The following is a 13,073-nucleotide window of genomic DNA, read 5'->3' on the forward strand; positions in this document are numbered from 1 at the left end:
AATCACCAAGCACCCCGAGCGGCATGCAACGACTGTAGTTTCATTCCTGTGACGGAGGCCGGCATGCTGCACGACTACCTGCGCCGTACCCGCTTTCGCCGGCAGCTGACGGTCACCGTCACCGCCGCCATTCTCGGCCTCGCGTTGTTCTCCTCGCTGATCACGTCATGGGAAGCGAGTCGGCGCATGGAAGGCTACGTCATCCAGCAAGGTCAGCGCATTGCGGAGAATCTGGCGCGGCAGAGCGTGCTTGCGCTGCTGTACCACTCTGCCGACAACGCGCGCGAAGGCATCGCCACCACGCTCGCCTTCCCGGATGTGCTGCAGGTGCAGATCACGGATACGGCGCATCGTATCCTGCTGTCGCAAACGAGGCAGGGCGAAGCCGAGCCGGCGGGTGATGCGTGGCCGCCAAAGAGCGCGATCGCGCAACCGATGCTGGAACACGAGTCCTCCGACCATTGGCGCTTCGGCGCGCCGGTCTATGGCGGCCAGGGCGAATCCTCGCCGTTCGACGTGCAGGAGCGGAAGCCGCAACTGATCGGCTATGTGTATGTGACGATCGGCAAAGGCACGCTGGAACGTCTTGTCGGCTCCCTGCTGCTCGGCAATCTCGCCATCACCCTGTCGTTCGCGGTGCTGCTGCTGATCGTCATGCGGCAGCTGGCGCAGCGCATGATCCGTCCGTTGAACGCCTTGTACAACCTGATGGGGCGCGCCGAGTCGGGCGAGTCCGGCATGCGCGCCACGCCCGACGGACCGCGCGACATCGTCGAGATGGCGCATGCGTTCAACAAGATGATGGCCGTGCTGGAGGAGCGCGAGGCCGAGCTGAAGCAGTCGCGCGACGACGCGCTGCACACCGCGCTGATGAAGGCGCAGTTCGCCGCGACGGTCAGTCACGAAGTGCGCACGCCGCTCAACGGCGTGGTAGGCATGCTCGACATGCTGAAGGAAATGCGCCTGACGCCGCAACAACAGGAATGCGTCGATGTGGCATGGAAGTCGTCGCATGCGCTGATGGAGCTGATCAACGACATTCTCGATTTCTCCAGGATGGAGGCCGGCAAGCTGAAGCTGGAAGAGACCGATTTCGATCTGCGCAAGCTGCTGGAAGATGTCATCGAATTGCTCGCCATGCAGGCGCAGAAAAAGAGAATCGAGATCGGCTATCTGGTGGAGTCCGGCGTGCCCGAGCGGATCAAGGGCGATGCGCTGCGCCTGCGGCAGATCCTGCTGAACCTCGCCGGCAACGCGGTGAAATTCACCGAGCAGGGCGAGGTCGCATTGCGCATCTCCGGCGGCGTTGTCGGCGGCGACAGTCTTGCACTGCGCTTCGAAGTCAGCGACAGCGGCATCGGTATCGCGGAAGATGCCATCAAGAACGTGTTCCAGTCGTACTCGCAGGCCGATCTGACCACTGCGCGCAGATTCGGTGGCACCGGACTGGGACTTGCGATCTGCAAGCAGCTGGTGGATTTGATGGGCGGCGACATCGGCGTGATGAGCGAGGCAGGCAAGGGCAGCACGTTCTGGTTCACGATCACCTGTCGCGCGGGCGAGCCGTTGCCGCTTTTGCCGGAAGACAAGGCCATGCGCGGCTTGCGCGTGCTGGTGGTGGACGACAGCGTGATCGTGCGCGGCTTCCTCGAAGAAATTCTGGAACGGCACGGCATGCATTGCCATTGCGTGCGCAATGGCGCGCAGGCCATGGTGGAGCTGGTGCGCGCCGAACAGGCGAACATGCCGTACGGGATGGTCATCGCCGACGCGGATGCCAGCGATGAGCGGGGCGGCGATCTGGCGCGCCGGATACGCGCCGATGCCGTCTCGGGTGCGCCGCATCTGCTGGTGCTGGACCGCTACGCCTCGCAGTTCGAGGCGGGCACCCCGGACGGCGATGCCTGTCTCGGCAAGCCGCTGCGGCAGGATCGCGTGCTGGCGGCGATCCGCCGCTTGCTGCCGGGTGACAGTGTGGCTGGCACGGGAGTGGTCACGTCGCTCGATGCAGGCGGTGCTTCGTCCAGCAAGGAGTTCCGCGTCCTGGTGGCGGAAGACAACCGCACCAATCAGATGGTCGCGGCCGGCATGCTCTCCTTGAACAACTGCCATTGCGAATTCGCGGCAAACGGCCGCGAGGCGATGGAGGCAGCCCGCCGCAGCCGTTTCGACCTGATCCTGATGGATTGCAGCATGCCGGAAATGGATGGTTACGAAGCCACCGCGCATATCCGCAATTTCGAAGAGCCGCTGGGAATGCGCACGCCGATCGTGGCAATGACTGCGAACGCACAGCAGGGCGATGCGGAGAAGTGTCTGGCTGCCGGCATGGACGATTACCTCGCCAAGCCGATCACGCTGGTCGAGCTGCGGCACAAGCTGGACCGCTGGCTCGCAGGGCGCGGCGAGGAGCGCCGCATCGCACCGTCGCCGGCGCCAGTCATGCAGATGGAGCCGACGGATGGCCGCGCACTGGATCAGGAAACGTTCGACAAGCTGCGCGAAATCCTCGGGCCCGCGTTGCAGCAATCGATCGCGCCTTTCCTTGAGGATACGTCGACCTATCTGAACCAGCTCGAGCAGGCGGTCAGGGACGGCGACGCCGAGATCGCGCGCGCAACCGCGCATGCGATCAAGGGCAGCAGTGGCAATCTGGGTGCCACCATGCTCGCGCAAATTGCAAAGGAGGCCGAGGAACTCGCGATCGAGCGGCGCGCCCCGGAGATTCAACCGCTGCTGCAGCGCCTGCGCCACGCCTATGACGCGGTGGCGGCAGCGCTGCATTCGCAGATCCGCATCGAAGGCCGGCTTGGCGCGCGCCAGAATGACGACAGTCCGCTGGTGCTGGTGGTGGATGACGACCGCAGCACGCGTAACTCGCTGCGCGTGACACTGCAGCGCGACGGCTTCCGGGTCGAAGAGGCTGCCGACGGCGCGATGGCGCTGGCGATGCTCAAGCGCATGCAGCCCGAGGTGATCCTGATGGATGCGGTGATGCCGGTGATGGACGGCTTTGCCGCCTGCGCGCGCGTGCAGGGACTGCCGAACGGTCGCGCGATTCCGATACTGATGATTACCGCACTGGAAGACACCGCATCGGTGGAGCGTGCATTCGCCGCCGGCGCGAGCGACTACATTCCCAAGCCGATTCATTTCGCGGTGCTCTCCCAGCGCGTACGCCGCATCATCGAGATCAACCAGGCGGAGAAACGCATCCGCCACCTCGCCTACAACGACGTCCTGACCGGCCTGCCGAACCGCGCGATGTTTTTCGCGCAGCTCGGGCAGCACATCGAGCAGGCGAGAGGCGCGGGAGAGTCGGTGGCCGTGCTGTTCCTCGATCTCGACCGCTTCAAGAACGTCAACGACAGCCTCGGTCACGATGTCGGCGATCGCCTGCTGGTGGCGGTCGCACAGCGCCTGCGCCGCAGCGTGCGCAACGCCGATTGCGTGGCGCGTCTGGGCGGCGACGAATTCACCGTGGTGCTGGCGGACGTGATCGGACCCAACGCCGCCCTCGCCGCCGCGCAGAACATCGGCCGCGCGCTGTCCACGCCGTTCCAGATCGACGGACACGACATTTTCGTCGCCACCAGCGTCGGCATCTCGATCTATCCGTATGACGGCACCGATGTCGGCACGCTGCTCAAGCACGCCGATACGGCCATGTACCGGGCGAAGAAGAACAACAGCGGCTTCGAGTTTTTCGAACCGTCGATGGAGCATTCGATCTCGGAACACGTGCGCATGGAAAACGACCTGCGGCGCGCGCTCGAACGCAAGGAGCTGGAAGTGTTCTACCAGCCGCAGGCGGGTGTCGGCGATGGCCGGATTCTCGGCATGGAGGCGCTGGTGCGCTGGCGTCATCCGGAGCGCGGCATGGTTTCCCCGACCGACTTCATCCCGCTGGCCGAAGAGAACGGCTTGATCAATCCGATCGGCGAATGGGTGCTGCGCACCGCCTGCGCGCAGCTTCAGGAATGGCGCGAGTCCGGCATGCCCGACATGCGGCTGGCGGTCAACTTGTCCGTCCGGCAGTTGATGCAGGCCGGCTTTGCCGGCATCGTGGAACAGGCGCTGGACGAGACCGGATTGCCGCCGCATCTGCTCGAACTGGAAATCACCGAAAGCACCCTGATGGAAAACGCGCAGGACACGCTGCAGGCGGTCAACCGCCTGCGCAATCTCGGCGTGCGGCTGGCGATCGACGACTTCGGCACCGGCTATTCGTCGCTGTCCTATCTCAAGCGCTTCCCGGTCGACATCATCAAGATCGACCGTTCATTCGTGCGCGACGTGACGAGCGATGCGGACGACGCCGCCATCGTCACCGGCATCATCGCGCTCGCGCACAGCCTGCGTCTGGAAGTGGTTGCCGAAGGCGTGGAAACCGAGGAACAGCTGCAGTTCCTGAAGGAGAGGCGCTGCGACATCCTGCAAGGCTATTACCTGAGCCAGCCGATGCCGGCGAAGGAGTTCTTGCGCTATGTGACGGCGCAGCTGGAGGCGTAGGGCCGCTGCCGGCGCGCCGGAGATTCCTCACTGCGCCCGGCCGTCATCTGACGATCCGGCCGTCCTTGCCGATCATGGTCAGCTCCACGAACTCGCTGCCAGAATGGTCGCCCGGTCCATATGTGACCATCAGCCCGCCGAAATCGACGCGCTGCATCGACTCCATCGCGCGGATGAAACCTTCGCGGGTCAGATTCCTGCCGGCGCGGCGCAGACCTTCGACCAGCACCTTGGCATTGACGAAACCCTCCATCGCCGCATACGACATCGTCGCACCGCTTTCCTTCGCCGCCAGCTTGAATTCCTGCCCGAGCGTGGTCGTCAGCAAGTGCGGCGCAGGTGTCACCTGCGACACAACAACGCCCGCCCCCGCCGGACCGAGATCCTTCACGAAGGAATCGGACGAATTGTTCGACAGCGTCATGATCTGCATCTGCCCGCCCTGCGCGCGAATCGCCTTGATCACTTCGACCGTGTTCTTCGCCGAGCTGACAATGACCAGCGCGCCGGGATTCGATTTGATCACAATGGCCGCCGTCGCCGCGTAATCCGGCTTCACGCGCGCGAATTTCGTGATGGACACCGGCGTCAGCTTGTGCGCCGCCATCACCTTGTTGAAGCCCTCAAGTCCGTCCTGCCCGAACGCATCGTCGACGTGCAACAGGCTGATGTTCTTGATGCCGATGGTGGAGAAATGCTCGACTGCCTTGATCACCTCGTCCTGGTATTTCGCCCGGATGTTGAACACCTGGCGAATCGCCGGCGCGTGAAACACCTTCGCGCCGGTGCTGGGCGCAACCAGCGGCACATTACCGGCCGCCAGCAGAGGCAGAATGCCCTGCGTATGCGGCGTGCCGCGACCGAGGAACAGGGCAAACACGCGCTCCTTCTTGATCAGGGTCTCGGCATTGGCAAGCGTCAGCGCCGGGTCGAACTTGTCGTCCAGCACGCGCATCTCGATCTTGCGTCCGTATATCCCGCCGTGCTTGTTGACCTGATGGAAATACGCATTGGCACCTTCGTTGACTTCCTTGACCGGGCCGGCGACGGTGCCGGTCAAACCGACAGTCTGGCCGATCAGGATCGTGCTGTCGGTCACGCCATCCTCCGCCCGCGCGGAAAATGCCGTGGCAGCCAACAACAGGGCAAGAAACGACTGGCGCCAACTGGATCTCATGGTGATTTCCTTGAAAAGAGAGTCGCTCATTCTAGAGCGGTTTCAGCCTGACTTGCCATAGCCAGAATGGCAAATGTATCGTTCACATTCGGCGGCATTGAATTGATCGAGCAGGGCGCCGAAGGCACACCAGAGGGTATCCATCGTGCGAGCTGCAGTTTTTCTGAGGAGCGTTTTGAACTTGGCAAAGACTTGTTCGATGGGGTTGTAGTCGGGGCTGTAAGGCGGCAGATAACGCACTTGTGCACCAGCGGTCTCGATGGCAGCAGCAATGCCGACGACCTTGTGCGAGCCGAGATTGTCCATCACCACGATATCGCCCGGTTGCAGCACAGGGGCCAGTACCTGTTGTACCCAGGTGCGAAAGGCATTGCCATTGATCGGGCCATCGAACACGCAAGGCGCCACCAGGCCGCCGGTACGCAAGGCGCAGACGAAGGTGGTCGTATGCCAGTGGCCGCAAGGCGCTTGCCCGAGACAGCGAGTGCCTTTCACGGAGCGTCCTCGGGCCGGCGTCATGCTGGTGCCGGCCCAGGTCTCATCCAGAAATACCAGGTGGCGCACGTCAAAGCAGCCCTGCTCGGCGGCCCAGTCACAACGCGCCTGCGCTACGTCCGGGCGCTCCTGCTCGGCGGCATGGAGCGTCTTTTTTTAAGGCTCAGCCCAAGCCGGGCCAGCGTCTTCCACATGGTAGTCACGCTCACCTGAACGCCATGCTCGGCATGCAGCCATTGGCACAACTGTTCCAGCGTTTGATCATTGATGGCTTGTACGCGCGCGGCCAGCACGTCTTCCAGTCCGCTCAGTTTCAACGGCACATGGTTGTGCTGGACACCCGCCGTATCATCCCCGAGTCGGTGCCGCCGCGAACGGGCCCTTGCCACGTACGATTTGCTTACCCTGAAGCGGGTCGCCACCTCGGCTATGGAACCGCTCGCGTTTAGCACGCGATCCCGTAAATCTTGCCCGTAGGCTTGTCCTGGATGCCACGCCATGACCGTGTCTCCTGCCGCTGCCAATCCCATTCGATCCTGCACCGATCCCGTAGTTCAACAGCTTTGTGACGCAGGTCAGGACAAAACTGCTCTAGGGTTGGAATATTTCTGTACGGGAAATAATTGTAGGATTCCCTCCCGGAAATCGACGAGTGTTAATTGCCTGTTATTGATTTGTCTCAAAAGGCCGACACTTGCCTGCCGGGCGCAGTGCCATGGACGGTCATCGTTTACAATGCGATTGTGCGGCGCACAAAATGCGATGCGACGAGGAGAGAATGCAATGAATGCTGATGAACTGCATCCCGCGGAAAAGCCGTCAGTGCGCGTCAAGGAGCTGTCGGAACGCGACCGTCGTCGCTTGCTGAAACATTTCCTCGCGCTGGACGACGGCGACCGATTGCTGCGATTTGGATCGGTGCTGCCGGATGATCTGATCACAGGCTATGTGCAGCGTCTCGACTTTTCCCGTGACACGGTATTCGGCGTCTACAACAGCAAGCTCGCGCTGGTCGGCGTCGGCCATCTTGCCTTCCTGCCGCGCGAAGACGTGCCGGCAGTCAGTGACGCCACGGTCAAGTCACGCGCCGCCGAATTCGGCGTCTCGGTGTCCGCGTCGGCGCGCGGCCTGGGAATCGGCTCCAGGTTGTTCGAGCGCGCCGCGATCCATTGCCGCAATGAAGATGTCGATACGCTATACATGCATTGCCTGTCGTCGAACCAGACCATGATGCATATCGCGCGCAAGGCAGGAATGGAAATCCATCGCGAATACGGCGAGGCCGATGCGTTCCTGAAACTGCCGCCGGCCGATCCGCGCAGTGTGCTGCGCGAGGCGGTGGAGGAGCAGGTGGCGGCGTTTGATTATCGGTTGAAGGCGAATGCGAAAGCCGCGGTCAAATGGTGGAAAAGGCTGCCCAGGTTCAGGGGGAAGTAGTTGCGGCACAACGCAATGCGCGTGCTGATGAGTAGAGGCGCGAGATGGTCACGCCAGATATGTCCGTAAAATTTTCTCACTGGGAGTTGACGGGTTGGTGAAACCCCTGCATAATCTCGTTTCTCTGCTGCTGCCGAACAAGACGATTCGGTGGGGTGTCGCAGGAATGCGGTGCGGGCGGGGTGGTTCTTTAACAATTAACAGCCGATAAGTGTGGGTGCTTGATGGGAGTGCGGCAGCGGGGTTTTGCCTTGCTGTGTAACTTTACAAATATCAAGTGCTCGCAAAGAAATATAGGTAAGTTCGCAAGAAGTTACCTGTCAGTATTTTGAGTGAGCGACCAGTCGGAAACGACTGTGCCCGAGAGGGCAGAAACAGAGATTGAACTGAAGAGTTTGATCCTGGCTCAGATTGAACGCTGGCGGCATGCCTTACACATGCAAGTCGAACGGCAGCGCGGGAGCAATCCTGGCGGCGAGTGGCGAACGGGTGAGTAACATATCGGAACGTGCCCTGGAGTGGGGGATAACCAGTCGAAAGACTGGCTAATACCGCATACGATCTACGGATGAAAGTGGGGGATCGCAAGACCTCATGCTCGTGGAGCGGCCGATATCTGATTAGCTAGTTGGCGGGGTAAGAGCCCACCAAGGCGACGATCAGTAGCTGGTCTGAGAGGACGACCAGCCACACTGGGACTGAGACACGGCCCAGACTCCTACGGGAGGCAGCAGTGGGGAATTTTGGACAATGGGGGCAACCCTGATCCAGCAATGCCGCGTGTGTGAAGAAGGCCTTCGGGTTGTAAAGCACTTTTGTCCGGAAAGAAATCCCCTGGGATAATACCTCGGGGGGATGACGGTACCGGAAGAATAAGCACCGGCTAACTACGTGCCAGCAGCCGCGGTAATACGTAGGGTGCAAGCGTTAATCGGAATTACTGGGCGTAAAGCGTGCGCAGGCGGTTGTGCAAGACCGATGTGAAATCCCCGGGCTTAACCTGGGAACTGCATTGGTGACTGCACGGCTAGAGTGTGTCAGAGGGGGGTAGAATTCCACGTGTAGCAGTGAAATGCGTAGATATGTGGAGGAATACCGATGGCGAAGGCAGCCCCCTGGGATAACACTGACGCTCATGCACGAAAGCGTGGGGAGCAAACAGGATTAGATACCCTGGTAGTCCACGCCCTAAACGATGTCAACTAGTTGTCGGGTCTTAATTGACTTGGTAACGCAGCTAACGCGTGAAGTTGACCGCCTGGGGAGTACGGTCGCAAGATTAAAACTCAAAGGAATTGACGGGGACCCGCACAAGCGGTGGATGATGTGGATTAATTCGATGCAACGCGAAAAACCTTACCTACCCTTGACATGGTCGGAATCCTGCTGAGAGGCGGGAGTGCTCGAAAGAGAACCGGCGCACAGGTGCTGCATGGCTGTCGTCAGCTCGTGTCGTGAGATGTTGGGTTAAGTCCCGCAACGAGCGCAACCCTTGTCATTAGTTGCTACGAAAGGGCACTCTAATGAGACTGCCGGTGACAAACCGGAGGAAGGTGGGGATGACGTCAAGTCCTCATGGCCCTTATGGGTAGGGCTTCACACGTCATACAATGGTACATACAGAGGGCCGCCAACCCGCGAGGGGGAGCTAATCCCAGAAAGTGTATCGTAGTCCGGATTGGAGTCTGCAACTCGACTCCATGAAGTTGGAATCGCTAGTAATCGCGGATCAGCATGTCGCGGTGAATACGTTCCCGGGTCTTGTACACACCGCCCGTCACACCATGGGAGCGGGTTTTACCAGAAGTGGGTAGCCTAACCGCAAGGAGGGCGCTCACCACGGTAGGATTCGTGACTGGGGTGAAGTCGTAACAAGGTAGCCGTATCGGAAGGTGCGGCTGGATCACCTCCTTTCTAGAGTTTGCACGAGCGTCAAGTGCTCACACTTATCGGTGTGTTAATAAGAAGAGACAGAAAACAGTGGGCAATCGGTGCGGCTGGCCGGTTGAAGGTGACTGAGATCTGATCAAGCGGGTCTGTAGCTCAGCTGGTTAGAGCACCGTGTTGATAACGCGGGGGTCGTTGGTTCGAGCCCAACCAGACCCACCAGGAAAGATTCGGGGGTTTAGCTCAGCTGGGAGAGCACCTGCTTTGCAAGCAGGGGGTCGTCGGTTCGATCCCGTCAACCTCCACCATCATTCGCGGAAATGTCAAACCCAAGTCGGCGGCGCAGTGCGTCGTGGGATTTGGGTTTGATCTTTCAGGATCAATGGCTGTTTTTGTTCTTTAACAATCTGGAAGAAGTAGTAAAGATTTATCAGTGCAGACTGATGTGTTTGTGATGAATGCGTCGGGATGTGCTGGTGGGTTGTGATTGTATCAATCATATGTATGAAAGAGTTCTCGTCGCAAGATGAGTAGTCTGGATTACGGCATATTCAAACTCAAACTCTGTAACCGTTTCTGGCAACAGAAGCTAACGTTATAGGGACAAGCGAATAAGTGCACATGGTGGATGCCTTGGCGATATCAGGCGATGAAGGACGTAGTAGCTTGCGATAAGCCGCGGGGAGCCAGCAAACAGGCTTTGATCCGCGGATTTCCGAATGGGGAAACCCGGCCGTAAGGTCATCGTTATCTGAATACATAGGGTAACGAAGCGAACGTGGCGAACTGAAACATCTAAGTAGCTGCAGGAAAAGAAATCAACCGAGATTCCCAAAGTAGTGGCGAGCGAAATGGGACCAGCCTGCAAGATTTAGCATTAGGGATAGTGGAACGGAATGGAAAGTCCGGCCATAGCGGGTGATAGCCCCGTACGCGAAATCCGTAGTGTGGAACTAGGCTTGCGACAAGTAGGGCGGGACACGAGAAATCCTGTCTGAAGATGGGGGGACCATCCTCCAAGGCTAAATACTCGATATCGACCGATAGTGAACCAGTACCGTGAGGGAAAGGCGAAAAGAACCCCGGAAGGGGAGTGAAATAGATCCTGAAACCGTGTGCATACAAACAGTAGGAGCCTCGCAAGGGGTGACTGCGTACCTTTTGTATAATGGGTCAGCGACTTACATTCAGTGGCAAGCTTAACCGTGTAGGGAAGGCGTAGCGAAAGCGAGTCCGAACAGGGCGTTCAGTCGCTGGGTGTAGACCCGAAACCAAGTGATCTACTCATGGCCAGGATGAAGGTGCGGTAACACGCACTGGAGGTCCGAACCCACTAACGTTGAAAAGTTAGGGGATGAGCTGTGGGTAGGGGTGAAAGGCTAAACAAACTTGGAAATAGCTGGTTCTCTCCGAAAACTATTTAGGTAGTGCCTCAAGTATCACCACCGGGGGTAGAGCACTGTTATGGCTAGGGGGTCATCGCGACTTACCAAACCATTGCAAACTCCGAATACCGGTGAGTGCGAGCTTGGGAGACAGACGTCGGGTGCTAACGTCCGGCGTCAAGAGGGAAACAACCCAGACCGCCAGCTAAGGTCCCAAAGATTGGCTAAGTGGAAAACGAAGTGGGAAGGCTAAAACAGTCAGGAGGTTGGCTTAGAAGCAGCCATCCTTTAAAGAAAGCGTAATAGCTCACTGATCGAGTCGTCCTGCGCGGAAGATGTAACGGGGCTAAGCCAGTCACCGAAGCTGCGGATCTGCAGCAATGCAGATGGTAGGAGAGCGTTCTGTAAGCCTGCGAAGGTGTCTTGTAAAGGATGCTGGAGGTATCAGAAGTGCGAATGCTGACATGAGTAGCGATAATGCGGGTGAAAGGCCCGCACGCCGTAAGCCCAAGGTTTCCTGTTCAACGTTCATCGGAGCAGGGTGAGTCGGCCCCTAAGGCGAGGCAGAGATGCGTAGCTGATGGGAAGCAGGTTAATATTCCTGCACCGTCGTATGATGCGATGGGGGGACGGATCGCGGAAGGTTGTCCGGGTGTTGGATGTCCCGGTTCCTGTATCAAAGAAGGCTGTTAGGCAAATCCGGCAGCGTAATTCAAGGGTATGGGACGAGCGAACTTGTTCGCGAAGCAATCGGAAGTGGTTCCAAGAAAAGCCTCTAAGCTTCAGTCATACGAGACCGTACCGCAAACCGACACAGGTGGGCGAGATGAGTATTCTAAGGCGCTTGAGAGAACTCGGGAGAAGGAACTCGGCAAATTGGTACCGTAACTTCGGGATAAGGTACGCCCTGGTAGTTTGACTGGCCTGCGCCAGAAGGACGAAGGGGTTGCAATAAACTGGTGGCTGCGACTGTTTAATAAAAACACAGCACTCTGCAAACACGAAAGTGGACGTATAGGGTGTGACGCCTGCCCGGTGCTGGAAGATTAAATGATGGGGTGCAAGCTCTTGATTGAAGTCCCAGTAAACGGCGGCCGTAACTATAACGGTCCTAAGGTAGCGAAATTCCTTGTCGGGTAAGTTCCGACCTGCACGAATGGCGTAACGATGGCCACACTGTCTCCTCCCGAGACTCAGCGAAGTTGAAATGTTTGTGATGATGCAATCTACCCGCGGCTAGACGGAAAGACCCCATGAACCTTTACTGTAGCTTTGCATTGGACTTTGAACCAATCTGTGTAGGATAGGTGGGAGGCTTTGAAGCGGTGACGCCAGTTGCCGTGGAGCCAACCTTGAAATACCACCCTGGTTTGTTTGAGGTTCTAACCTTGGCCCGTCATCCGGGTCGGGGACAGTGCATGGTAGGCAGTTTGACTGGGGCGGTCTCCTCCCAAAGTGTAACGGAGGAGTTCGAAGGTACGCTAGGTACGGTCGGACATCGTGCTAATAGTGCAATGGCATAAGCGTGCTTAACTGCGAGACTGACAAGTCGAGCAGGTACGAAAGTAGGACATAGTGATCCGGTGGTTCTGTATGGAAGGGCCATCGCTCAACGGATAAAAGGTACTCTGGGGATAACAGGCTGATTCCTCCCAAGAGTTCATATCGACGGGGGAGTTTGGCACCTCGATGTCGGCTCATCACATCCTGGGGCTGTAGCCGGTCCCAAGGGTATGGCTGTTCGCCATTTAAAGTGGTACGTGAGCTGGGTTTAAAACGTCGTGAGACAGTTTGGTCCCTATCTGCCGTGGGCGTTGGAAGTTTGAGGGGGGCTGCTCCTAGTACGAGAGGACCGGAGTGGACGAACCTCTGGTGTACCGGTTGTCACGCCAGTGGCATTGCCGGGTAGCTAAGTTCGGAAGAGATAACCGCTGAAAGCATCTAAGCGGGAAACTTGCCTCAAGATGAGACTTCCCGGGAACTTGATTCCCCTGAAGGGTCGTTCGAGACCAGGACGTTGATAGGTCAGGTGTGGAAGCGCAGTAATGCGTTAAGCTAACTGATACTAATTGCCCGTGCGGCTTGTCCCTATAACCTTGGCAGGTTACAGGCAAGTGTTTGCGTATGCCGATTGTGCATCACGCCCGCCAAAATACGCGCAGACCCCTGCGCAAATTACT

General features: G+C 58.7%; 4 protein-coding genes, 2 tRNA genes, 2 rRNA genes and 1 pseudogene. 6 read left to right on the forward strand and 3 right to left on the reverse strand.

Annotation, left to right across the window (positions count from 1 at the left end; translation table 11 throughout):
* The first annotated feature begins 63 nt into the window (after window positions 1–63).
* Complete coding sequence (locus D3870_RS01900; RefSeq protein ID WP_119741535.1) at window positions 64–4,512, forward strand: EAL domain-containing protein; 4,449 nt, start codon at window positions 64–66, stop codon at window positions 4,510–4,512.
* 43 nt (window positions 4,513–4,555) lie between these two features.
* On the opposite strand, the gene D3870_RS01905 is transcribed toward D3870_RS01900, so the two are convergent.
* From D3870_RS01905 to D3870_RS01915, 3 genes and pseudogenes are all read right to left on the reverse strand, one after another.
* Window positions 4,556–5,689, reverse strand: coding sequence for an ABC transporter substrate-binding protein (locus D3870_RS01905; protein ID WP_119741537.1), 1,134 nt, complete (start codon window positions 5,687–5,689; stop codon window positions 4,556–4,558).
* A 42-nt stretch (window positions 5,690–5,731) separates the two neighbouring features.
* Window positions 5,732–6,259 (reverse strand): annotated as a pseudogene (locus D3870_RS01910) (IS630 family transposase); the annotation flags it as partial.
* 38 nt (window positions 6,260–6,297) lie between these two features.
* Window positions 6,298–6,684 (reverse strand): winged helix-turn-helix domain-containing protein, encoded by a 387-nt coding sequence (locus D3870_RS01915; RefSeq protein WP_119736216.1) that lies wholly within the window; start codon window positions 6,682–6,684, stop codon window positions 6,298–6,300.
* A gap of 283 nt (window positions 6,685–6,967) precedes the next feature.
* On the opposite strand from D3870_RS01915, the gene D3870_RS01920 reads away from it, so the two are divergent.
* From D3870_RS01920 to D3870_RS01940, 5 genes are all read left to right on the forward strand, one after another.
* Window positions 6,968–7,621 (forward strand): GNAT family N-acetyltransferase, encoded by a 654-nt coding sequence (locus D3870_RS01920; protein ID WP_242489825.1) that lies wholly within the window; start codon window positions 6,968–6,970, stop codon window positions 7,619–7,621.
* A gap of 383 nt (window positions 7,622–8,004) precedes the next feature.
* Window positions 8,005–9,535, forward strand: a 16S ribosomal RNA gene (locus D3870_RS01925).
* Window positions 9,536–9,653: 118 nt separating this feature from the next.
* A tRNA-Ile gene (locus D3870_RS01930) sits at window positions 9,654–9,730 on the forward strand.
* Between the two features lie 10 nt (window positions 9,731–9,740).
* A tRNA-Ala gene (locus tag D3870_RS01935) sits at window positions 9,741–9,816 on the forward strand.
* 293 nt (window positions 9,817–10,109) lie between these two features.
* Window positions 10,110–12,983, forward strand: a 23S ribosomal RNA gene (locus tag D3870_RS01940).
* The 16S and 23S rRNA genes sit together here with 2 tRNA genes alongside, the layout of an rRNA operon.
* Window positions 12,984–13,073: the final 90 nt, after the last annotated feature.

Source organism: Noviherbaspirillum cavernae (assembly GCF_003590875.1).
In the GTDB taxonomy this organism is placed as follows: Bacteria; Pseudomonadota; Gammaproteobacteria; order Burkholderiales; family Burkholderiaceae_D; genus Noviherbaspirillum; species Noviherbaspirillum cavernae.

Coding starts and splice junctions, on each gene's coding strand:
- D3870_RS01900 (WP_119741535.1), top strand. CDS start 64: ATGCTGCACGACTACCTGCGCCGTACCCGCTTTCGCCGGCAGCTGACG.
- D3870_RS01905 (WP_119741537.1), bottom strand. CDS start 5,689: ATGAGATCCAGTTGGCGCCAGTCGTTTCTTGCCCTGTTGTTGGCTGCC.
- D3870_RS01915 (WP_119736216.1), bottom strand. CDS start 6,684: ATGGCGTGGCATCCAGGACAAGCCTACGGGCAAGATTTACGGGATCGC.
- D3870_RS01920 (WP_242489825.1), top strand. CDS start 6,968: ATGAATGCTGATGAACTGCATCCCGCGGAAAAGCCGTCAGTGCGCGTC.